The organism is Crenothrix polyspora (assembly GCF_900163755.1).
Classification (GTDB): Bacteria; Pseudomonadota; Gammaproteobacteria; order Methylococcales; family Methylomonadaceae; genus Crenothrix; species Crenothrix polyspora.
Genome location: NZ_FUKI01000163.1, coordinates 1 through 20492, shown reverse-complemented (window position 1 = coordinate 20492; position 20492 = coordinate 1). Strand labels below are relative to the sequence as shown.

Genomic DNA, 20492 nt, shown 5'->3' with positions numbered 1-20492 from the left:
GCTTCAATTTATTGATTTAAAACAATGTTGCCAATCGCTATAATTTTTTGTCATGTACAGAGACAATTTTAATACACTGATACAAGCTATTGGGATTGAGTCTGATGATACTTTGATTAAGGCTATTGAGGGAATATGGCTTATAGAAAAGCCGGTTCAATTGGCTAAAGAAAAAGTTATAGAGCTGTTATCTGAAAAAAGCGGGTTAAAGTCTAATAGGATTTCTAAGGCATTAACTTATTTGCCAGAGTCAACTTCTGATTTTAAAGGCAAAGTTAAAAGTATTCTCAGTTACTAAGAATACATGATGCAATTGAAAGCCCTTTACGATACCGATCATCTTTGATTTTATTCAAATACAGCTTAGCAGTTTCCATGTCTTCTCTTAACTCATAGAGAAAATACAGGTGAGCATAGGCGCTGTCTTGGCTAAGGCTATATAGGTATTCATCCAGTGTTTCTGGTTCACCTAATATTTCTTCAAACTCGACATCGGTAATATTATGATCAAAAATAGTTTCAAGCTTTGTTGGTTTAACGACGGCATTCATGACAACCTCCACTTACTGTGATTTTAAGTCTACCATACGCATAAATAAGTTCAATAAGACAGGTGATAAATGCCCAACATAACCATAGAAATAAACAGCCAACAGGTTGATGCCATGCTCAGCAGCCTGATTAGGCAAGGCACAAACTTAACACCCGCATTGGGCGAGATTGGTCACTCTATGGTTGGCCTAATCGACCTGCTATTTATTAATACCGAAACCCCCGACGGTGCTCAATGGCCGGAATTATCGCCCGTTACAAAAAAACGCCGACGTGATGGCAGTGAAAAACCGTTAAACGACACCGGTATTTTAAAAAACAGCATTACCAGTAATGTGCTTAATGGCGCATCGGTTGAGGCGGGATCCAACATAAAATACGCCGCCATGCAAAACTATGGTGGTAAAAAGTCAGCCTTTCCGCATTTATGGGGTGATATTCCAGCACGGCAGTTTTTGCCTACCAGTCAGCTGCCCGAAGCATGGGGTAATGATGTGATTGGCATTATTAATCGGCATATTCAGCGGGGGTTGGGTTAGACGGCGTGTTCCTTAAGCCATTCTTTTAGTGCGTCATTCATACGAGTTTGCCAGCCTTTTCCAGTGGCTCGAAAGGCTTCCAATATGTCGGAATCAAGACGGATGCCCGTAAATACTTTGGGTGTATCAGTTCGCGGTCTGCCCCCTTTAGGCTTCAGCATTTCGGCAGCTATATCCGCACCGAATATTTCAGGCAATACCTCATATGCAGGGCGCATCCTTGTAAAATCTTCATCGTTCAGTTCATACGTATCTGGGTCAGCGGCAATACCTGCGTTAATTTCAGCCTCTTCTTCGTCAGTAGGCAATTCTACTAATCGGCCTGATTTAGTTTTCAATAACATAACGTTTTACCTCTCTTGGGTTGGCCTTACGCAGGCTGATAATGCGGACAGCGTCATTACGCCGGGTAAATACCAAGCAATACAATCGAACACCAATAAATCCATAAGCGATAAAGCGTGGCTCGCCATAGTCTTTGCGGTTGTCCGGCTCGACGGATGCCGATTCCCACTCAAATTGTTCAGCCACACCAAAATGCACCTTGTGGTTTGCAAGGTTAATAGCCAGTTTATTTTCGTCCCATTCATAATTCATGGTAGTTATTGTATAAACAAAAATACAAAAAGCAAGCATTTAGCGCGTAAAAACTGTCAATAACCGAAAAGACAATACCAATACCCACAAAAATAAATCCAAAAATGTGACATTTGTCACATTCAAACCTAAAAAAAAGCTTGTTATGGTGGTCGCCATGACAACACATACTAAAAAATTCCCAAGCACCGCCTTTCAGTTTTTAGCTAAAGCGGATTTTTCTACCCCCACAGCCAAAGGCGAACGTGAGCTAACCGGCATTGCTTATTCAGGCGATGTGGTGACCGATCATGGTTACTGGAATCGCTTGGTCATTGATCTGGCCACCCTCACCGTTGATACCCCCATTCCCTTACTGCAAGGACATTGCCATGACGATACGATTGGCCTGGTTACGACTGTCAGCACTCACACGGGACAGCTCAGCATTAATGCACGCCTTTTTGCAGATGTCGATGATGATGCTGCCGAAATTGCCGCCAAAGCCGACAAAGGTTTTCCGTGGCAACTATCGGTCGGTATTTGGCCGAAATCGATAGAAGAAGTAAACCCCGGCGAAAGCATTACCGTCAATAACCGCACATTTACCGGCCCTGTCGTTGTGTTTAGAAATGGCCGCGTTCGAGAAATATCTGTGGTGGCTATTGGTGCGGATCACCAAACCTCAGCCACCGTGCTTACCGCTGGCTTTGATACCGAAATCCCTTTTATCACCCATGAGAATCCTATGACTACTGAAGAACTCAAGGCGAAAGTTGACGCGCTCAGCGCCGAACTTACCGCCGAAAAAACCAAAAATGTCGAATTATCTGCGAAAGCAAACCCTGCTAACTTTGTAGCACTGGCCAAATTTTCTGAAGTGCAAGCAGAACTGAGCGCCTTAAAAGACAAAGTCGCCGCCAAAGACATTGATGACACGGTTAACGCTGCCCTGTTAGATGGCCGCTTGCTACCCGCTCAGGAACAATGGGCGCGTGACTTGGGCAAAAGCCAATTGTCCGCACTCAATGATTTTTTAAAAGTAGCCCAGCCTATTGCCGCCTTGGCCGGTACACAAACCGGTGGCAAAGCCCCAGGTGAACAGGGCTTACGCTATGACACCCCCGTCGGTTTTAGCGTCGACAGTGAACGCTTGTCTGCCCACAGCGCCGCCGTTGCCTACCAACATAAACACGGTGTTGATTACCTTACCGCCCTTAACGCCACCGGAGTTAACTAATGTCTCAACAAGCCAGAAGTGTTTTATCGCTGACGATTACCGCCCTCACTATCATTCCACAATACCGCATTGTTACCCCACAGGGCTTTATCGCCGCCAGTGCAGGTATTATCGTTTTGGGTGTGACTGAACGCCCCGCCAGTGCCGGTGAATTAGTGGCCGTTACCGCCATTGGCACAGCCATTGTTGAAGCGGGGGGTGCCATCAGTCAAGGCTCAGTAATAGCACCCGATGGCATAGGCAGAGCCGTAGCCGGTGTGCCAAGTGTTACCCAGGTGGGCATTGCCCTGCAATCCGCCGCTGCTGCGGGCGATCTAATCGAAGTATTACTCAGTTAAGGAATTTTAAATGGCATTATCTACCCAACAAGTTAGGGTTATCGACCCTATCTTAACCAATATTGTGCAAGGCTACAAAAACATGGAACTGGTCGGTAGCGAACTGTTTCCGCCTGTTACGGTATACCAGTCTGGCGGCCAGATTATTGAGTTTGGCAAAGAGCACATGAAAATATTTGATTCGGCGCGTGCCCCTGGTGCTGCCACCAAGCGGATCAGTATTGGTTATTCGGGCAAACCCTATGCGCTTAAGCAAACCTCATTAGAAGCGATTGTGCCACAAGAATACTTACGCGATGCCAAAGCCGTACCCGGTATTGATTTAGCAGCGCGGTCAATTTATGCGGTGATGAATTCATTACTGTTACAGCGTGAAATTACTCAAGCCACCCTGGCAACAAACTTGGCCAGTTATGGAGCAAGCAACCGAGTCACCTTGGCAGGTGCAACCAAATGGTCAGCCGCTACCGGCACACCCTTAACCGACGTGGACAATGCGCGGGAAATCATCCGGATGCAAACCGGCATTTATCCCAACGTGATGTTGATGTCAGCGCTTGCCTTTAATGCCGCCAAAAACAACCCCAACGTGATTGCGCGTTTGCAGTACAACGCCAACGTGTCACCGGATGCCACCACCATTACTGCCAAAATGCTGGAAGGGCTGTTTAATGTCGACAAGATTATTGTTGGCAAGGCCATTGCCTTTAATGACCTTAATCAGGTCGGTGATATTTGGGGCAATAACGTGGTATTGGCCTATGTGCCACAAAGCCTGATCGGCATTGAACAACCCAGCTTTGGCTACACCTACACGATGGCCAATAACCCCATGGTTAAAATGAGCTATTTCGACAACAACCACGAATCATGGATTTACGGCGTGCATTATGAATACGCGCCGGTGTTGGCGGGTATGTCATCGGGTTATTTAATTCAAAATCCGGCGTAAGCGTATGGTTAAGTATTCTGTTTTATCGCCCATAAAGCTGATTGATGGGATTGCAAAATTAGGCGATGTTGTCGAATTAACCGACAAGGACGCTGAAAGTCTTTTAGTAAATGGCGTGATTGAGCTAGCTCAGCCAGCCGTTTTAAAAGAAAAACCCGCCGATCTAAAACCGGCGGCACTTGAACCCCCACCTAAAAAATAATCATGGCTAAAAATGTAATTACCGAAAACATGTCGTTTGCCGCTTCCGCAGGTTTAGCAGAACTGAATAACGACAGTTTGTATTTGTTAGCATCTGGCATTGTCACAGCGGCTTCTAAGGCGCATGACCAGCTGGAATGGAATCTTAACAACAACACCACACAATTGAATGCCGAGATTGACGCATTACGCATTCAGTTAAAAGAAGTGGCCATTAAAGCCGATATTTTAGACAGCCTGGAGGTCGCGCAAGTAGAAGCGATGGTCAAAAGTGTCTTTGAATCTCCGGCTTTTCTGCAAGCTATTTCTGCGGTGGGTGTTGTTATCGATGGTACTAACTACAGCGTTGCTAGCGTGGTTAAAGCCATGGCAACCACAGCACGCGTGGTGGAAGAGTTCATTATTCGTGATGCTGAAGGCTTTATCACCGGAATAAAGCTTAAATTGTCGGATGGTATGTACGCTGAATTCTTTTCGGTGGCGAAAAATGTAGGCGAGACTGAAGCGTCTTATGAGTTTAAAACCGATAACTGGCACGGTGTACCGGCTAGCATTGTGGCAACTTATTCCAATATGGGTAAGAAGATTTCAGGCTTTGGCATGGCGTTTATTGTGCCGTCGTGGATTATGTCGTCTGTCAGCCATTTGGTGATTGATTTAACCGATCAATTTACTGTGATCCGTGGTGGCGTTGTCGCCAATCTGGATTTTAATGGCGATGGCATGGTTGGCGTTCAAGCACTGGCAGCAATGTAAGGTAACGCCATGATTTTCTGCACGAAGCAAGACATGGTCGAACGGTTCAGCAGGGATGAATTAATCCAGAGAACGGACAGGATTAACCAGGCGGCCATTGATGACACGGTACTTAATATTGCCATTGCCGATGCCAGTGCAGAAATTGAAAGTTATCTGGCGCGGTATCGGTTGCCGTTTTTTAGCATTCCTACCGCGCTGGTGCGCCCTTGCTGCGACATTGCCCGTTACCGTTTGTACGATGACATCATGAGTGATGAGGTTGAAAAACGCTACAAAATGGCAATTGACTGGCTGAAATTATTGGCCAACGGTACGGTGGTATTAACGGTTCCGGTTGATCCTGTTAATGATCCCAACGGCACGGGAGGAGAAGTGCAGGAAGCGGCAGCTCCCTTGGCAGTGATTGGTTCATGGCAGCCGAGGTTTGTCAGTAACTGGTAGCCTACAAAAAGCAAAACCCCCGACAGACAGCAATCTGACGAGGGTTTTTAATTCAATCCTTAAACGAGAAGGACGAACTTATGGAGCAGTATAACGTGTTTATTTTGGTGCTAAAAGAGATTTTAAGCCTGTGGACACCCTTAAAAATAACGGCATCGGTTGTAGCCATTATTGTTGCTTATCGATTACCTGAAATTATTGCGGCACTACGGAATCATTAACGAATGCGCATCAAGTACAACGAAAAAGAAGGTCTGAATATGGATATACCGTACAGCGGTTGGCTTATGTTTTGCCTTGGATTAGCCGTGGTGTTTGTCACTTTACCCGACATTATTACCGCGTTAAGCCATTTTATTTCGATGTTTCTAACGTTACATAAATAGATTCATAAAAATGATGAAAGAGCTATCGAATATCCGTTTTTTTGCGGTGTGGTTTATTACGCTTATTTTAGCAACGGCAACATTAGCACCGTTAGTGAGTGCGCTTGCACCGATTTTAAGATGATCTAAAAAGCAAAACCCCCGACAGACGCAATCTGGCGAGGGTTTTTAACTCAATCCTTACCAAGAAAGGAAAAAGTGTACATGAATTTTAACGTAAACCATGGCGTAGTCAAGATGCTGGAATTAATAGACAAGTCGGACACTTTAATATGGAAGTTAATAGGACTCGCCCTTGTATTAAGCGTTGCTATTTTTACCTATCGATTGCCCGATCTTATTACCGCAATCCGTTGGTGGTAGTGCAATGAATCTTGATCTCATTGTCGAACGCTTGAAAAGCGAAGTACCCGTGCTGCATAACCGTGTGTATGGCTCAGCGGATTTAGACGCGACAGAATCAGGCGCCATGCCCAAAGTGCCCAGTGTATACATTATTCCTGTACAGGAAACGGCAAAAAGCAACCTGACTCACCCACTGGGGCATTCCAGCATGATTATTGCCGAGTTTGCCCTGGTGATTGTGGTGCGTAACGTGGCCAATAATTACGGTGCATTCAGTCACCGCGAACTGGAAGACGTGCGGAAAAGTATTCGTTGCGTATTGTACGGCTGGCAAGCCAATGAAATGGCCAAGCCAGTTGATTTTTTACGCGGCAGAATTGTGGATTACAAAAACAATACCTTGCGCTGGATGGATATTTATTCCGCGCGTTTTTATGAGAGACATTAAATGAAAATATACAAATGGGGTGTTAATAGCATTACCTTGGTAGGCCAAACCTATGACGCGGACAGTGATGACATTATCACTATTCCTGACCACTTACAGCGCAGTGCATTTACTAAGGGCTTTGTCAGTGCCAAAGGCCGACAAGCACAACTGGATGCCGAAAAGGCTGCTGCTTTAGCCCGTGCCGCACAAACACGCGTTGTTAAACTCACCGCTGTTCCCGTTGTTACTTCTACCTCTAACGCTTAACTGGAGATCCTCACATGTCATGTGATAGCAATAATAATTCAACGCAGGCCGTCCCGTTTGGTTCGGGCAGTGCGTTTGTTACCTTAATCCGTAAAACCGACGGCACTTGTGTTGAACCACCGCAAGCCATTGCCATTGAAGGCATTCAAGATATTAGCTGGGATAATAAATCCGATCTAAAAGAAATGCACGGCCAGGGCGCGTATGCCTCACGTTTGGCCGGTGGCAAAAAGAGCCTGTCGTTATCGATGACGGTGTCTGAAATATCAGGCAAACAGCTCAATGCGCTGTGTTTTGGGCAAGATGTGGAAGAACGTCAGCTTAAAATCAGTCGTGATAGAAATGGCCATCTGATTCCTGAATCAAATACTGTGAATGCCAAAATTTTGAACAGCATTCATTTTAATCTGGCGCGTGTCGACAGCGTAGACGACATTCTTATTGCGGGTATTGTCGCTATACAGGGCACATCATCCACGCCAGCAGCAGGTGAAGTGCGCGTGTATAGCAGCACTAATATTGTGATTTTCTCGGCGGAGGATGTCGGCAAAACGGCCATAATTTCCTATACCAGCAACGGCACGGGCATTCAGACTACCTTTAAAATTCCGGCAGATCGTACCTATGATATGCGTCAAGTCACGCGCGTTATCAAGGTGATTAAAGGCACGGTGACTGCATTACCGCGCGTCACGTACCGATTGACAGACGCAACTCCAAACGTAGAAAATTATTCTGCGTCAGATAATGGCGTGTTGATATTTAACCCAGCGCAGACTGGCGTAATGACAATCAGTCACACAACAGACGCTGTCGCAGCGTCCAGCAAAATTGATGTGTTACCAGCGGCGGCCTATGGGTTTTACATTGATCCCCCTTCGTCGGCAAAATGGTTGTCACCCGAATATGTGATGCTAGCCTCAGATTCCGGTACACCAATGACCGGTGTCGTGGCGGGTGAAACCCTAGTACAGCAAGCTGCCTTAGGCACATTAGGTTCTGGTAAATATCTTGTAGATAACAAAGGCTATTATCTTTTTGATTCAGCCGATGCAGGCGATACCGTTAAGGTCAGTTACCGCACTGATTACCAGTTTATGACGGTAACCCCACCCAACAACGGCATATTTTTACGCAATTTGGGCGTAAGACACCAGGGCGGCATTACTTTAGATCGCGTGGCGTTAACCAATCCATTGTCGTTATTGCACAATCAATATGCGGTGTCCGATAACGGTTCGTATTATTTTGACGCGACCAATGCTGGTGATACGCTGTTTATTGATTATCAATACGAAGCTACCGGTGGACAAACCATTGTCGTTGTCAATAACAAAATTGGTGAGTCGCCTACGTTAATGGTGGATTTGTTGTACGAAATGGATGGCGAAATGATGACGGTTTCTTTTGAGCGCGTAAAAATGAAAGGCTGTGGTGTTGCCACCAAGCAAGATGATTTTGCCCCCATGAAGTTTGAACTCCAAGCGTTTGCCAATAAAGCCACTGGCATTGTCTACAGCGTCAGTACCTCGGTTTAGTATTTCCCCTGTCTGGCCGTTTGATAGCGGCCAGGCAGTCTTTTAAGGTGATGACATGGCCGACACCTCCATAACGCTCGCCGGAAAACCCTATGTTGTTAAAGAGCCGGTGTTTAAGCAATTACGCCAGATTATGCCGTTGTATAACGCGCTGTCTGTGCCTGATACCGACTTTAATGCCACGCTGGCCGCCCTGTTAAAACTGTTTTTTGATGACAAAATCGTATTAAAAGCCACGCCCGATGAGCTGATGGCGTTTATTACGCTAATACCGACAATCGCCGGATTAACCCAGGTAAAAGACAGCAAAAGCCGCACCAATCCTGAGCAGTGGGGCGACACTTACGCGCACCTGTGCATCACGTTTGGCTGGGATTATGATTATGTTGATAACCATATGACGTTGTCACGGCTGCATGAATTAACCCCGTACTTAAACGCTCACCCGCCCACGCATTTATTGGTGGCGGCGTATTTGGGCTACGAAGACACATCAAGCCCCGATCCAGTCGGGCGGTTTTTTAAATCTATGTTGGAAAATGCCAGAAATGGAGCGTAAGTGATGAGTGATTTAACTATTAGGGTTGTGATTAATGCGGTAACGGATGGCTTACGTGCTGGCGTTAATCAGGCCAGGGCTGATCTTAACAGCCTGTCAACCTCGGTACAAAGCGGGGTCGCCAGTGCCATCAGCACCAGTACGGCGGCAGCTCAATCTGCTGCTACAGCGGCTAGTAGCGCATTAACCGCAACAACCGGCACATTAACATCGATCACACGTTCTGCTTCTACTACGGTAAGCAGTGCATTAACGACCGTTTCCAGTGGTATTTCTGCCCTAAGCAGTACCACATCATCAGCGGTTAACAGTGCATTGAGCACGGTATCAGGCGGCTTTAATAATTTAAGATCATCTGCAAACACGGCGTTTAGCAGCATGAAAGGTATTTTTGCCACCTTGGGTGTCATGGCATTGGCCAAAGATATTTTGGATACCAACCGTGAGATGGAATCGCTGCGCACTCAGCTGGAATCTGTTACGGGGTCGGCTGAAAAAGGCGCACAAGTGTTCGATAGAATGCTGCAATTAGCCACCGATACCCCCTTTGAGATAAAAGGCTTAACGAAATCTTACGTTATGCTGAAAAACTTTGGCCTAGAACCCACGGCAGCGGTGATGGATGCGCTGACCAATCAGGTCAGTAAATTAGGCGGCAGTGCCGATACCTTGGCGGGTGTTACCTTGGCGTTAGGGCAAGCCTGGGGCAAGGGCAAACTTCAGGCGCAAGATATTAACCAAATGGTTGAACGCGGTGTGCCGGTCTACGATCTGTTGACTAAAGTCACCGGCAAACAAAGTGCAGAACTGTTAAAAATGTCAGAAGCGGGTGAAATAACCCGCGACATCATGGAAAAGCTGATAGCCAAAATGGGGGAAATGGCCGAAGGCTCTAATGCCCGCGCTATGGAAACCCTAAATGGCAAAATATCCATACTGGCTGATTCCTGGCATAAATTTGAAGACGCGTTACTGCAAGACAAAAGCGAAGGCTTCATTAAGAAAATTGTGTCCAATTGGTCGGGCTGGCTGGATGTTTTATCCGATAAGCTCAATGATACTAATGGTAATTTTGAAAAACTTGAAAAAATAAACGAACGCATTGCCAGTCGTAAAAGCGTTATCAGGTTTTTTGAAACAGACCCCGTTAAAGCCACGGCCTTAGCGGTTGCAACAGGCACTTACAAAGCTGAAGAAGAGAATGCGTTAAAAGCCGACTTACTGGAACGGCAAAAAATTATTGAAGCCATTAAAGCGGAACGCGATGCGAAAAGACAAGCTGCCGATGCCGATGCTAAAGCCTTAGCAGATTCTAAGGCACTGGCTAAACAACAGATGGACATGGCTGACCACGCTAAAAAGGTGGCGGATTGGTCGGAAAAATACGCCGATAACACCCAAAAAATGGCTGCTGAATTGGCCAAAGCCAAAGCCGAACTGGGTAAAGATTTTACACCGGCCATTGAAAAAGCCATTACTGATAAATTCAGCCTTAAACACACCGCCCAAGACTTTGGCAATCATCTCGATGAGGCCTTGGCTAAAGCGTCTAAACAGTTTGGCTTTGACCTGGACAAAGTACAGGCCAAGTTTGCTGAAGCGGCTAAAAAATACGGTATTGATGAAAACTTGCTCAAAGCGCAAGCCAAGCAAGAAAGCGGCTTTAACCCTACGGTAAAATCAGGTGTTGGCGCAGTGGGCTTATCACAATTCATGCCCGATACCGCTAAACGCTTTGGCTTAACTAACAGCAAAGACCCCATTGCCAGTATTGAGGCACAAGCCAAATACATGGCTTTGTTATTGGAGAAATTCAATGGTCGCTTAGACTTGGCACTGGCAGGCTACAACGCGGGGGAAAATAGAGACTCACTTAAAAAAGGTTTTATTCCGCATTTTCCTGAAACACAAGCCTATGTTAAAACCATTCTTAGCAGTTACGACAAAGCCAAACAAGAAAATGGCGGCTCAGGCCGTGACACAGGGCTACTGGCCGAACTGGAAAGCAAAACCGCGTTACTGGAAAACCAGTTTAAAGCCACCGTTACCACGGCTGAATCGGACATTAAGCTGAATGTTGCACAGGCCGAACACGAATCAAAAACCGCCATTGATGCCCTAAAACGGCTTAAAGACAGCGGCGCTATTGGCGTTAATGACTATTACGCCGAACTGACCGACCAACAAGAAAAAGCCATTAAAGCCAATCTGGCGGCCATTTCGCAAAAACTGGCCTTAGCCGCCAAGCAGTTTGAACAAGACAAAAACACAGTAACACCCGAACAACTGCCCACGATTGAAGCTAATTACAGCGCCAATCGTGCCGCATTATTGCAACAACAAAAGCAATTCAACGATGCCATACTGGCACTGTATGTCGAAAACAATGCCGCACGGTTAAAAGAAAATAACGCCGCCGCTCTTGAAGACATCAACCGCTTTGAAGAACACGCCCTGGAACGTTTGGCACTGGCCAAAGAAGATACACAGCAACAATTGGCACTGGGTGAAATCACACAGGCCGAGTTTTTAGCCAAACAACAAGGCTTTGAAAACCGTCGCTACCAGATTGCCAAAAATGCCATTGCCTTACGCCGTGCGCTTATTTCTCCTGAAAACCAACCCGAAAACACCGCCCTTAACCAGCAAAATAACGCTGAAGACAGAAAACACGCCGCCAACACAAAAGGCAATGACGACAAAGTTGACCTGGAAAAAAAGCAACGCTTTGACAACACCTTTGCCCCATTAAAAAATGCCCTCGATCAATCCATCAATGGCATTTTAACCGGCCAGCAAACCATTGCCAATGCCGCACGCCATGCCGCACAGTCCATCGCCTTAAGTTACGCACAGGCGTTTATTAAAACCAAACTCATGGCTGCCGCGCAATGGGCGTGGGAAGTGGCCGGTTTTGCAGGTAAAGAAGCCAAAAAGAAAGCCTTATTAAACGCCAGTACCGTGTGGGAAACCGTGCAATTGGTCGGTAAAAAAGCCGTTTTGGGGGCACACTGGCTGTGGGAAACATTTGGTTTTGGAACGAAAGAAGCTGTTAAAGTGGGCACTACAGTTGCCAGCGAAGCTACGCAGACAGCAGCGGTGGCGACTGGTACGGTAGCTCGTACTGCAATTGAAAGAACGGCTAACGCGGCTTCAAGCGTAATGAATGCAACACGAGCGGCGCAAGGTGCGTTCGCATGGGTCATGGCTGAAATACCGTGGCCATTTAGCGTGGTGCTTGCGCCGGTGGCCGCTGCTGCCGCGTTTGCTGGCACACTGGCTGTGGGATCCGCTAAAGGCGGCGAATGGCAAGTCGATAAAAACGGCGCACCTTACGTGCTGCACGAAAATGAATCGGTATTACCGGCAGGGGTTGCGGAAAACTTTAGAAACATTACCCAGTTTGTTAAAAACCGCGTGCTGCATGACGAACAAGCCACCGGCTTACCCGATATGACCCAGCACATTCAGACCGCGATAAAAACCGGCACACTCACCGGTGGCTGGTCTGTGCCACAGTCGTTGTTAACAATCAGTCATGACGCTGGCCAAACCGCTGAGCATTTGGCCGGAAAGTCTCGCGCTGTCTCGGTTGAACAGCTCAATCAACTGGCGGGCAGTGTTCAAAAAGCACAGCACAGCGCACCCAGTAAGCCCGTGATTAACAAAACAGAAAACATTCTGCATTTTAATGGCGTGCTGTCTGCCGAGGCCTTTATTAAACAAAACAGCAGCCACATTGTGAAAGCCGCCAACAGTGAAGCGCGTAAATTTAATACAGGAAAGAGATAATGGGTACTTTTGTTCTGCCCCCGCTAGAGGTTTTTCCCGTATTAGACGGCCTGGCTTACAACAGCAGCAAGCGCCCCGAATTTAAAAGCAGCGTGTTTGAAGCGTTAAGCGGCAAAGAAAGTCGTGTTTCATTTCGCCAATACCCCAAATACAGCTTTGCTTTGTCGTTTGAGTTTCTGGATGACAACGACGGCGACGATTGTCAGGTATCACAGCAATTACAGACCTTAATGGGGTTTGTGTTACGCCACGCGGGTAGCAGTAAAGACTTTTGGTACACCGATCCTAATGATAATACGGTCAGTAATCAAAAAATAGCCACCTGTGATGGCACTACCGATATTTTTCAGTTGACCAGAACCTACGGCGGTTTTACCGAGCCGGTTAATTCGCTCAATGGCGCACCGCGTCTGTTTATTGATGGCGTATTGCTGGCTTTGGGCACTTACACGATCGATGGCAATGGTGTTGTGTTTTTAAGCGTCGCCCCCGCCGCTGGTAAAGTGCTGAGTTGGAGTGGCAGTTATTACTATAAAGTGCGCTTTTTAGACGATGGCTACGATTTTACCCAACTCATGCACGGCTTTCATGAATGCGCAGATATAAAAATGATAGGTTCTGTCGTGGGAACACGGTCTTTATGAAAACGCTGTTATCCGGTAGTGCAGCATTACCTATTGGCATGGTGGCCGAACTGTATACCATTTCATCGCCCACACTGCCGCCGTTGTTTTTAACCACCGCCGATGTCGATATTGATTTTAACGGCCATCGGTATAAAGCAGGCTTAGCCAATCTTGAACGCAGTGCGATGACCTGTAGTGTCGGCATTAATGTTGATGAAGTCACCGTCACATTGTACCAACACGCCAATAACGTATTTTCAGGGATTCCTTTGCCGGTGTTTGCACTCAACGGCGGTTTTGACGGTGCAAAAGTGGTGATTTACCGTACCCGACGCGATTATACCGTGCATTTATTTGAAGGTATTGTGTCGGATGTCAGTTATGACCGCACCCGTGTGGAACTCACCCTCAGCGCATTGGTGTTGTTACTGAATGTGCCTATGCCGCGTAATGTCTATACGTCTGGCTGTGTTAATGAGCTGTTTGACAGCGGCTGCGGCGTGAGCAAAGCTGAATTTTCTTATTATGACGTTATCGAAGCCGGAACAACTAAACGCTTATTAAGATGCAGTGCTAGCACTGGGAGTGACACCTATTTTGATTTAGGCATGGTCACCTTTACATCGGGCTTAAACAATGGCGCAAGACGCACTATTAAACGTTACTCCGCTGGTAGAATTGAACTGTCCTTGGAACTTGACCATCTTCCCACCGTGGGTGATGCGTTTATTGCTTATCCTGGCTGTCCTAAAACCCGCGCAATTTGTCAATCTGTGTTCAATAATGATAACAAATTCAGAGGCTTCCCTTACATCCCCAGCCCAGAGGCCAGTGTGTAATGTCTATGGATAAACGTCAGCACATTGTAGATGAGGCCAAAAAATGGCTAGGCGCACGTTGGCATCATGCCGCCTGTGTGCCGTATGTGGCGGCAGATTGTGGCCAGATTCTGATTGCTATTTACGCCGCGTCTGGCCTGATTGAGCGCCCTACGGTAGGCAGTTACCCACGCGATTGGGCCATGCACCGCGATGAAGAACGCTATTTAGCCGTGGTTGAACAGTACGCCCACCGTGTTGAACAGCCCTTGCCAGGCGATATTGCCGTGTGGCGCTGTGGCCGTTCGTTCAGTCATGGGGCTATTGTTATTGCCTGGCCGCTCATTATTCATGCGGATGTGGTGGAAGGCGTGGTGTATGCGGATGCCAGCTGTGGCCAGTTATCGGTACGCGAACATCGGTTTTATTCTATTTTTGAGGACGGTTAATGGGCTTTTTTGGCGGCGGCGGTACAACAACTGATCGTATAAAAACCGCGCATGTACAGGATGTGGGTTATGGATCACCCATTAAAATCTGTTACGGCACTAATCGGGTTGCACCACTCCTTGGCACGTTACGCGATTTTGAAGCCACCGAACACGAAGCCGGTAAAGGTTTGGGCGGTGGATCAACCTGGTATACCTATAAAGCCTCGGTGATGATGTTTATTTGTGAAGGACAAGTACGCGGTATAGGACGGCTGTGGCGCAACAAGGACAAACATGCCAATTACACCAAAGCCGGTTTTAATTTTGCCCGCAGCGGCGGCATGGCACAAACGGCGTGGCCCTTTTTGTTGAGTACCAATGCGCCCGAAGCCCTTAATTACAGTAATACCGCATTAATAGCAGGCAGTGGCTACGACCTTGGCACAGAGGCGACGATAGGATCACACTCCATTGAAGTGTTTGGCCGCTGTTTAAGCACCCAATCGACTGACCAAAACTATACCGACGCTTATATTAAAGATGTCGTCGATGACTTTTTGCACAACCCGTATTACGGTGCGCTTGATGCCAGCACCACGACAATTCCCTTAGCAACCGATGATATGCACGCCTATTGCTGTGCGCGTAATATTTTAATCAGCCCCGTGCTAGATACCCAAAAACCCGCGCATGACTATTTAACCGAATGGGCGCTGGTGGCCAATGCCGGTATTGTCTGGAGTGAAGGCCGTTTAAAGTTTCGTCCTTATGCCGATGAAGCCTTTACCGGCCACGGTGTGAGTTATGTCCCAAATACCGCAATTATGTATATTTTTGATGATGATAACGTGGACGAACCGATTCAACCCACCCGTAAAAAGCCGGTCGATTGCTACAATAAAGTTGCTGTTGAATGCCTAAACCGTGCCAAAGAATACAACAAATTTACCATTGATGTCAGCGACCAGGCCAATATTGCCCAGTTTGGTTTACGCCCTGATGCGGTGTTGTCGCTCAGTTGTCTGTTAAATCCTGTTATTGCCAAAATTGTGGCACATACCGTGTTACAGCGCGGGTTGTATATTCGTAACACTTATGAAATCAGCACATTTTGTGAGGCAGATCAGTTAGAACCACTGGATTTTGTCAGTATTACCGATACCGGATTAGGCTTAGACAATGCCCGTTGCCGAATAACGTCTATTCGTGATGAGCAAGACGGGCGTTTGCATATTACCGTAGAAGAAGCCCCCGAAGGAGTCTATTGTGGCTAGATATGACGTGCAAGACAGTTACGGCTATGAAACCGATAACACTTATATACCGGCTTTAATCAATCCGCCGACTATTTTTGCCGTACCGCCATTGTTAGTCAACGGTAATAATGAGTTATGGATGGCGGTTACTTGCCCTGATGCGTTATACGGCGGCTGTACGGTATTTGCCTCTTTAGATGACAGCACTTACAAACCCATTGGTAAACTGTACAGGCAATCACGGCAAGGCTGGCTAACCGACAGCTTACCCGCCGGTACATCACCCGATATTACCAACACGCTCAGTGTAACAATGCACGCCTTTACCAATGCCATTGAGTCCGTCAGCAACGTTGCTGTCAATACAGCGCAATCATTATGTTATGTGGGCGGTGAGTTGCTGGCCTACCGTGATGCTACTTTAACTAACTTAATCAATGGCAAATCCAGCTACAATTTGTCTTATTTACGCCGTGGCTTGTATGACTCTCCACAGGGTGCTGTCACCAATGCCCCGTTTGTGTTCATCGACAACGTGCTGTTTAAATACAGTTATACTAGCGAGCTGGCTGAAAATGTAGTGTATTTAAAGTTTCAAGGCTTCAACGTCACAGAGAGCGGTTTACAGCAGATGAGCGACTTAGTTGCTTATCCGTTCATGATTCCTCCATTCGTATCAGCTGGAGGCGGTGGTGGCATAGCACCTGGGACATTTAACGAAGACAAAGTGATAGTGGGCAGTAGTTTAGACGGTGTAAAAGAATCGCTTGTAACCATAGCTGATGACGTAATTTCAGGCTATAGAGAGAAACATATTACAATATCAGCTACTGCATTTACGATAACGTCGTTTGTAACGAGTGGCAGCGTTCTTCGTTTTACGGCGGCTACGGACGTTACAGTCACAATAAGTAACACGCTACCCGTGGGTTGGTGTTGTTCTATAAGACAAATCGGTACTGGTCGCGTTCAATTCGTCGCCTCGTCAGGTGCTGTACTGAAAAATAGACAGAACTTTACAAAAAGCGCTGGAAAAGACGCTTGGATTGCGCTTGCGTGCGACAGTAATAACTTTGGAGTCGCAGCAAATGTATTTATCGGGGGTGACTTAGCATTGTGATTACACTGTACGCAGCACTGGCAATACTTTTGCCGCCACAGGCCACAGCGTCGATAATTAAATTTGAAGATGTTATTCCACAAGCGGTTGTCGATGCAACATTTGGTGCTACATATGCGGATATCTCAGTCACAAGTAATGGCTTCGTCTTCACTGGAAACCCCGCTTTAGGCTCAGAAGGCTTGTATTTGTGTCCGCTAGGCATTAATCAACACAATACCTCGCTGGCGCTGATTAATGCTAATGATCGCTCTATTATCACGTTTGCACGGCAAAACGGCCAGCCTTTTGGATTAATATCGTTTTATGCCGGCGGAAGAACACGCGATTTTTTACCGGACTTATCAGTTCGTTCACCCTATTCTGTGTGTACACGTATTGCCATTGTGGGCACGTTGGCAGCAGGCGGCACGGTGTCAACTACAGTTGCGGTTGATGGTGTTGCGCCTTACGATTGGGTGAAGCACATCATGCCCACGTCTTTTGTCGGTTTATCATCTGTTACACTCACAGCGCAAAGTGTTACCGGCACAAGCCCCGAATTTTTAATAGACGACATTGAGGTGGTGTAATGTTTACCTGTTATGTGTTTTCAACCACGCATTTACATCTGGCCACCATAGTGGGGGCTGATAAAGAGGCTGTGCAAAAAATGGCCAAAGAACATTATCCACAATTAGGATTGTTTTGGGCAAATGAGCTTAGGCCGGAAACGTTTGAGTTGGTTGATGGGGTGGATTACCTTGTGTCTGACGTGTGACTAATTTGTACCGTAAGTGTCGTGCGACTGTAGTAAATTTGTAACTACAGTGTAGTAAATATAACGCTGTATATAGTAACTTTGTCGCTGTTCATTACTTGGCGAGCATTGCAACATATTGATTTTAATTGGCTATTATTGTAAGGACGGGACTCTTAATCCATAGGTCGAGAGTTCGAGCCTCTCACACCCCACCATAAAATCAAAGGCTTAGACTGTTTCAGCTAAGCCTTTTTTTGTGCCTGTGACTAATTTGTGACTTTTCCACCATTAATTAAAGAAAGTACCGGCTTGACAATAGGTATCGAATTACTTGCATACTCAGTTAGACGGTCACTTGATAAATAGGCATAACGCATTACCATTGTTAAATCAGCCCATCCACCAAGCTCTTTAAGAACATTCAATGGCATTCCATTTTGTATATGCCATCTAAAATCATTGGTAGATTCACCTAATCAATTTGAACAACCCTTTTTAAAAAAACGTCTAATGCAATGTTCAAGATTATTAGACCATTACAATTGAAACGATGATGGAATTGTTAGTCATTATGAATGAAAGCAACTTGATCTCCGAGCTACAGCCTATTTTAAAGCTTATTTGCCTCCATAGGCTGCGTCCATATGGGTTTTGATTTGCTCAGCTGTAATTTTGCCAGAGCCAGCAGTATCAATGGCAGTGTACTCTTTTGCTACACGAGGCATGCCGCTTTTCGCTTCGTCTAACGTTAATGTACCGTCTTTATCCACGTCTGCCTTTGCAAAGCGCTCAGTAATGACAGCGTTAATTTTTTCTATTTTCTCAGAAGCATCGGCGAAGCTAGGCAAAACCTGTGTTAGTAAAACTAAAAGTGTTATTTTTAAAAAATTCATTTTTATGCCTTTCCTAATGTATAAAGATTAATAAATTGGAATCAGAATTTTTGTGAATATCTCAGAATCCGACCCCCAATGATTTTTTTCGGTGCTACGGTTTACGTCTCTCCCAATCCTGGTTCGTGGCTTCCATGACTTTTAATGCACTTCCTTAGTAAAGGTACATCGCTGTTTTATCAGCGGTGCTTCGTCTTTAGTGCCAATCCCTTGGGCAATCAAAGCAATTACCCTATCATCGGTATCATAGCCAATATGCGCTGTCATTGGATTAGCAAAATCAGTCAAACCGAAGGCATCCATGGTTGGAGCAACATTGATATTGACATTGGTAATGTCGGCACACAGCCTGGAATCAATATATTTTTCGGCAAATTCATGGGGTATGGAATAACTTAATAAATCATTGGGATCGCTAAAGGCAACAATGTCAGTTTCTTTAAACATACGTTTATTGTAATTAGCCCCGTTAGCTTGACAATAACTGGCATCGTCACCTGTTACTTCGGGGGGCTTTCTACCCAATTGCAACATAGGCAGTTGATTGGATAACATATAAATACGAATGTGCTTGTTTTTGAATGCTTCAAGAGCCTTGCTATCCACGATACTTTTATAATTAGAAAGCAGTCCAATAATGCGATCTAAACCATCGGTCACGATGCGACTACCCATGCTGTGAGAAATAAACACATAATGGTCCTTGGCAATACGATCAGCCGCACTATCATCCAGACCTATACACGCCTGTTTGCCACTGCTGGGCAGCTCTTGCCAATCGGCGGTTGCCATCCAACAAAAGGATTGCCCAAAGGTCGCTAGAATAGGTTCCCTGCTTTCTCCGCTAAAAATAACAGGATCAGCACCCGCATCATTACTGAATTTCTTTAATAAGCCATTGATTTTGGCACGGCGAAAATCGTGATCGCCCGAGGTATCGAATGCCAATATTTGCTTTTCTGCACGGGATATTTCTGACCACGTTAATTCATAAAACGTCAGTTCCTGTCCATTTTGCTCATTGAGCAAATGCGAGATGCGCAAATTACCCAGCGTTTTATCGGATAATAAAGGTGCCGTCAGCTCAATGTTTTTCTGTTCTGCCGAACGGGCATTTAAATATAAATTCTTGGCTAATTTTTCCAAAAACTGAGTGGTATAACCAGGGACATGATCGCCCACGCCGTGGACAAACAAGATTTTTGTTTTGCCTTTTTTGTTATCCAGATTGGCTGCAATGCCTTTAAACGACTGCCCCCAAACCTGGCATTGGCGAGTGTCTTCATTTTCGGATTTTTCCAAAACAGCTTCAACCACGCCCTTGCCAAAACTGGTGCAACCCGATAACAATAGCGCGATAAACAGCGATGACAATAGCTTTGTTGTTTTTATAGTACGCTTGTTCATAGCTTACCCGTATTATTATTTATATTGTTTAGGTTTTATCGAGCAGAACGAGAATAGCCTCTACGAGGTTTTTAAAACCTCGTAGATCTCACACTGGTTAAAAACATGCCCGACATATTAAAATTGATTGAGTACTAAGCTACAACAGCAAAAGCGTATTGCACCACAACGGGGGTTAATAGATACAGCGTATTAATATCAATACTTTGATAAACGGAGTGCAAACCTAGTACTCAGTCACTCTTTAAATGTCGAATAACAGCCCCCATAAACAAGTTTCACGT

The 20492-nt window shown here is 45.9% G+C and carries 27 protein-coding genes; 22 read left to right on the top strand and 5 right to left on the bottom strand.

The window, feature by feature from the left end:
• The first annotated feature begins 52 nt into the window (after positions 1-52).
• Positions 53-298 (top strand): hypothetical protein, encoded by a 246-nt coding sequence (locus CRENPOLYSF2_RS16490; protein WP_087145047.1) that lies wholly within the window; start codon positions 53-55, stop codon positions 296-298.
• Here CRENPOLYSF2_RS16490 and CRENPOLYSF2_RS16485 read toward each other — a convergent pair.
• Positions 288-551 (bottom strand): hypothetical protein, encoded by a 264-nt coding sequence (locus CRENPOLYSF2_RS16485; RefSeq protein ID WP_087145046.1) that lies wholly within the window; start codon positions 549-551, stop codon positions 288-290. The genes CRENPOLYSF2_RS16490 and CRENPOLYSF2_RS16485 overlap by 11 nt on opposite strands.
• Before the next feature lie 69 nt (positions 552-620).
• Between CRENPOLYSF2_RS16485 and CRENPOLYSF2_RS16480 the strand changes: the two genes are divergently transcribed.
• Positions 621-1091, top strand: coding sequence for a phage virion morphogenesis protein (locus CRENPOLYSF2_RS16480; RefSeq protein ID WP_087145045.1), 471 nt, complete (start codon positions 621-623; stop codon positions 1089-1091).
• On the opposite strand, the gene CRENPOLYSF2_RS16475 is transcribed toward CRENPOLYSF2_RS16480, so the two are convergent.
• Together CRENPOLYSF2_RS16475 and CRENPOLYSF2_RS16470 are read right to left on the bottom strand one after the other, a co-directional pair.
• Positions 1088-1435: a BrnA antitoxin family protein gene (locus CRENPOLYSF2_RS16475; protein WP_087145044.1), complete on the bottom strand. Its 348-nt coding sequence runs from the start codon at positions 1433-1435 to the stop codon at positions 1088-1090. The two genes, CRENPOLYSF2_RS16480 and CRENPOLYSF2_RS16475, sit on opposite strands and share 4 nt — an antisense overlap.
• Positions 1419-1688: a BrnT family toxin gene (locus CRENPOLYSF2_RS16470; RefSeq protein WP_087145048.1), complete on the bottom strand. Its 270-nt coding sequence runs from the start codon at positions 1686-1688 to the stop codon at positions 1419-1421. Before CRENPOLYSF2_RS16470 ends, CRENPOLYSF2_RS16475 begins: the two co-directional genes overlap by 17 nt.
• A 157-nt stretch (positions 1689-1845) precedes the next feature.
• On the opposite strand from CRENPOLYSF2_RS16470, the gene CRENPOLYSF2_RS16465 reads away from it, so the two are divergent.
• From CRENPOLYSF2_RS16465 to CRENPOLYSF2_RS16380, 20 genes are all read left to right on the top strand, one after another.
• A complete protein-coding gene (locus CRENPOLYSF2_RS16465) occupies positions 1846-2907 on the top strand; it encodes a phage protease (protein ID WP_176371150.1) in 1062 nt (353 codons plus the stop codon).
• The gene (locus tag CRENPOLYSF2_RS16460; protein ID WP_087145042.1) at positions 2907-3245 is read left to right on the top strand and encodes a DUF2190 family protein; all 339 of its coding nucleotides are present in this window, start codon (positions 2907-2909) and stop codon (positions 3243-3245) included. The genes CRENPOLYSF2_RS16465 and CRENPOLYSF2_RS16460 overlap by 1 nt, the downstream gene beginning before the upstream one ends.
• A 10-nt stretch (positions 3246-3255) precedes the next feature.
• Complete coding sequence (locus CRENPOLYSF2_RS16455; protein WP_087145041.1) at positions 3256-4197, top strand: major capsid protein; 942 nt, start codon at positions 3256-3258, stop codon at positions 4195-4197.
• Positions 4198-4201: 4 nt separating this feature from the next.
• Positions 4202-4399 carry a hypothetical protein gene (locus CRENPOLYSF2_RS16450; protein ID WP_087145040.1) on the top strand — a complete coding sequence of 66 codons (198 nt, stop codon included), beginning with the start codon at positions 4202-4204 and terminating at the stop codon, positions 4397-4399.
• 2 nt (positions 4400-4401) lie between these two features.
• Positions 4402-5154, top strand: a complete 753-nt coding sequence (locus CRENPOLYSF2_RS16445; protein WP_087145039.1) for a hypothetical protein — start codon at positions 4402-4404, stop codon at positions 5152-5154.
• 9 nt (positions 5155-5163) lie between these two features.
• The gene (locus tag CRENPOLYSF2_RS16440) at positions 5164-5598 is read left to right on the top strand and encodes a gp436 family protein (RefSeq protein WP_087145038.1); all 435 of its coding nucleotides are present in this window, start codon (positions 5164-5166) and stop codon (positions 5596-5598) included.
• Positions 5599-5678: 80 nt separating this feature from the next.
• Entirely contained in the window at positions 5679-5819 is a 141-nt protein-coding gene (locus CRENPOLYSF2_RS18930) for a hypothetical protein (protein ID WP_176371149.1), read from the top strand.
• A gap of 3 nt (positions 5820-5822) precedes the next feature.
• A complete protein-coding gene (locus CRENPOLYSF2_RS18925) occupies positions 5823-5984 on the top strand; it encodes a hypothetical protein (protein WP_176371148.1) in 162 nt (53 codons plus the stop codon).
• Positions 5985-6351: 367 nt separating this feature from the next.
• Complete coding sequence (locus tag CRENPOLYSF2_RS16435) at positions 6352-6777, top strand: phage tail terminator protein (protein WP_087145037.1); 426 nt, start codon at positions 6352-6354, stop codon at positions 6775-6777.
• A complete protein-coding gene (locus CRENPOLYSF2_RS16430) occupies positions 6778-7026 on the top strand; it encodes a hypothetical protein (protein ID WP_087145036.1) in 249 nt (82 codons plus the stop codon). It abuts the gene before it with no gap.
• Between the two features lie 14 nt (positions 7027-7040).
• On the top strand, positions 7041-8564 hold the full coding sequence (locus CRENPOLYSF2_RS16425) for a hypothetical protein (protein ID WP_087145035.1): 1524 nt from the start codon (positions 7041-7043) through the stop codon (positions 8562-8564).
• Between the two features lie 55 nt (positions 8565-8619).
• Positions 8620-9123 carry a hypothetical protein gene (locus CRENPOLYSF2_RS16420; RefSeq protein WP_087145034.1) on the top strand — a complete coding sequence of 168 codons (504 nt, stop codon included), beginning with the start codon at positions 8620-8622 and terminating at the stop codon, positions 9121-9123.
• 3 nt (positions 9124-9126) lie between these two features.
• Entirely contained in the window at positions 9127-12915 is a 3789-nt protein-coding gene (locus CRENPOLYSF2_RS16415) for a tape measure protein (RefSeq protein WP_087145033.1), read from the top strand.
• Positions 12915-13559 (top strand): DUF2460 domain-containing protein, encoded by a 645-nt coding sequence (locus CRENPOLYSF2_RS16410; RefSeq protein ID WP_087145032.1) that lies wholly within the window; start codon positions 12915-12917, stop codon positions 13557-13559. The genes CRENPOLYSF2_RS16415 and CRENPOLYSF2_RS16410 overlap by 1 nt, the downstream gene beginning before the upstream one ends.
• Positions 13556-14380 carry a DUF2163 domain-containing protein gene (locus tag CRENPOLYSF2_RS16405; RefSeq protein ID WP_176371147.1) on the top strand — a complete coding sequence of 275 codons (825 nt, stop codon included), beginning with the start codon at positions 13556-13558 and terminating at the stop codon, positions 14378-14380. The genes CRENPOLYSF2_RS16410 and CRENPOLYSF2_RS16405 overlap by 4 nt, the downstream gene beginning before the upstream one ends.
• Positions 14380-14808 carry an NlpC/P60 family protein gene (locus CRENPOLYSF2_RS16400; protein ID WP_087145030.1) on the top strand — a complete coding sequence of 143 codons (429 nt, stop codon included), beginning with the start codon at positions 14380-14382 and terminating at the stop codon, positions 14806-14808. Before CRENPOLYSF2_RS16405 ends, CRENPOLYSF2_RS16400 begins: the two co-directional genes overlap by 1 nt.
• Complete coding sequence (locus CRENPOLYSF2_RS16395) at positions 14808-16064, top strand: phage tail protein (protein WP_087145029.1); 1257 nt, start codon at positions 14808-14810, stop codon at positions 16062-16064. Before CRENPOLYSF2_RS16400 ends, CRENPOLYSF2_RS16395 begins: the two co-directional genes overlap by 1 nt.
• The gene (locus CRENPOLYSF2_RS16390) at positions 16057-17166 is read left to right on the top strand and encodes a GTA baseplate fiber-binding domain-containing protein (RefSeq protein ID WP_087145028.1); all 1110 of its coding nucleotides are present in this window, start codon (positions 16057-16059) and stop codon (positions 17164-17166) included. Before CRENPOLYSF2_RS16395 ends, CRENPOLYSF2_RS16390 begins: the two co-directional genes overlap by 8 nt.
• Positions 17163-17738 carry a hypothetical protein gene (locus CRENPOLYSF2_RS16385; RefSeq protein WP_087145027.1) on the top strand — a complete coding sequence of 192 codons (576 nt, stop codon included), beginning with the start codon at positions 17163-17165 and terminating at the stop codon, positions 17736-17738. The genes CRENPOLYSF2_RS16390 and CRENPOLYSF2_RS16385 overlap by 4 nt, the downstream gene beginning before the upstream one ends.
• Positions 17738-17926, top strand: coding sequence for a hypothetical protein (locus CRENPOLYSF2_RS16380; RefSeq protein ID WP_087145026.1), 189 nt, complete (start codon positions 17738-17740; stop codon positions 17924-17926). The genes CRENPOLYSF2_RS16385 and CRENPOLYSF2_RS16380 overlap by 1 nt, the downstream gene beginning before the upstream one ends.
• A 599-nt stretch (positions 17927-18525) precedes the next feature.
• On the opposite strand, the gene CRENPOLYSF2_RS16370 is transcribed toward CRENPOLYSF2_RS16380, so the two are convergent.
• Both CRENPOLYSF2_RS16370 and CRENPOLYSF2_RS16365 read right to left on the bottom strand, forming a co-directional pair.
• Positions 18526-18801, bottom strand: coding sequence for an EF-hand domain-containing protein (locus CRENPOLYSF2_RS16370; protein WP_087145025.1), 276 nt, complete (start codon positions 18799-18801; stop codon positions 18526-18528).
• Positions 18802-18942: 141 nt separating this feature from the next.
• Positions 18943-20208, bottom strand: coding sequence for a hypothetical protein (locus tag CRENPOLYSF2_RS16365; RefSeq protein ID WP_087145024.1), 1266 nt, complete (start codon positions 20206-20208; stop codon positions 18943-18945).
• Positions 20209-20492 lie beyond the last annotated feature (284 nt).

Coding starts and splice junctions, on each gene's coding strand:
- CRENPOLYSF2_RS16490 (WP_087145047.1), top strand. CDS start 53: ATGTACAGAGACAATTTTAATACACTGATACAAGCTATTGGGATTGAG.
- CRENPOLYSF2_RS16485 (WP_087145046.1), bottom strand. CDS start 551: ATGAATGCCGTCGTTAAACCAACAAAGCTTGAAACTATTTTTGATCAT.
- CRENPOLYSF2_RS16480 (WP_087145045.1), top strand. CDS start 621: ATGCCCAACATAACCATAGAAATAAACAGCCAACAGGTTGATGCCATG.
- CRENPOLYSF2_RS16475 (WP_087145044.1), bottom strand. CDS start 1,435: ATGTTATTGAAAACTAAATCAGGCCGATTAGTAGAATTGCCTACTGAC.
- CRENPOLYSF2_RS16470 (WP_087145048.1), bottom strand. CDS start 1,688: ATGAATTATGAATGGGACGAAAATAAACTGGCTATTAACCTTGCAAAC.
- CRENPOLYSF2_RS16465 (WP_176371150.1), top strand. CDS start 1,846: ATGACAACACATACTAAAAAATTCCCAAGCACCGCCTTTCAGTTTTTA.
- CRENPOLYSF2_RS16460 (WP_087145042.1), top strand. CDS start 2,907: ATGTCTCAACAAGCCAGAAGTGTTTTATCGCTGACGATTACCGCCCTC.
- CRENPOLYSF2_RS16455 (WP_087145041.1), top strand. CDS start 3,256: ATGGCATTATCTACCCAACAAGTTAGGGTTATCGACCCTATCTTAACC.
- CRENPOLYSF2_RS16450 (WP_087145040.1), top strand. CDS start 4,202: ATGGTTAAGTATTCTGTTTTATCGCCCATAAAGCTGATTGATGGGATT.
- CRENPOLYSF2_RS16445 (WP_087145039.1), top strand. CDS start 4,402: ATGGCTAAAAATGTAATTACCGAAAACATGTCGTTTGCCGCTTCCGCA.
- CRENPOLYSF2_RS16440 (WP_087145038.1), top strand. CDS start 5,164: ATGATTTTCTGCACGAAGCAAGACATGGTCGAACGGTTCAGCAGGGAT.
- CRENPOLYSF2_RS18930 (WP_176371149.1), top strand. CDS start 5,679: ATGGAGCAGTATAACGTGTTTATTTTGGTGCTAAAAGAGATTTTAAGC.
- CRENPOLYSF2_RS18925 (WP_176371148.1), top strand. CDS start 5,823: ATGCGCATCAAGTACAACGAAAAAGAAGGTCTGAATATGGATATACCG.
- CRENPOLYSF2_RS16435 (WP_087145037.1), top strand. CDS start 6,352: ATGAATCTTGATCTCATTGTCGAACGCTTGAAAAGCGAAGTACCCGTG.
- CRENPOLYSF2_RS16430 (WP_087145036.1), top strand. CDS start 6,778: ATGAAAATATACAAATGGGGTGTTAATAGCATTACCTTGGTAGGCCAA.
- CRENPOLYSF2_RS16425 (WP_087145035.1), top strand. CDS start 7,041: ATGTCATGTGATAGCAATAATAATTCAACGCAGGCCGTCCCGTTTGGT.
- CRENPOLYSF2_RS16420 (WP_087145034.1), top strand. CDS start 8,620: ATGGCCGACACCTCCATAACGCTCGCCGGAAAACCCTATGTTGTTAAA.
- CRENPOLYSF2_RS16415 (WP_087145033.1), top strand. CDS start 9,127: ATGAGTGATTTAACTATTAGGGTTGTGATTAATGCGGTAACGGATGGC.
- CRENPOLYSF2_RS16410 (WP_087145032.1), top strand. CDS start 12,915: ATGGGTACTTTTGTTCTGCCCCCGCTAGAGGTTTTTCCCGTATTAGAC.
- CRENPOLYSF2_RS16405 (WP_176371147.1), top strand. CDS start 13,556: ATGAAAACGCTGTTATCCGGTAGTGCAGCATTACCTATTGGCATGGTG.
- CRENPOLYSF2_RS16400 (WP_087145030.1), top strand. CDS start 14,380: ATGTCTATGGATAAACGTCAGCACATTGTAGATGAGGCCAAAAAATGG.
- CRENPOLYSF2_RS16395 (WP_087145029.1), top strand. CDS start 14,808: ATGGGCTTTTTTGGCGGCGGCGGTACAACAACTGATCGTATAAAAACC.
- CRENPOLYSF2_RS16380 (WP_087145026.1), top strand. CDS start 17,738: ATGTTTACCTGTTATGTGTTTTCAACCACGCATTTACATCTGGCCACC.
- CRENPOLYSF2_RS16370 (WP_087145025.1), bottom strand. CDS start 18,801: ATGAATTTTTTAAAAATAACACTTTTAGTTTTACTAACACAGGTTTTG.
- CRENPOLYSF2_RS16365 (WP_087145024.1), bottom strand. CDS start 20,208: ATGAACAAGCGTACTATAAAAACAACAAAGCTATTGTCATCGCTGTTT.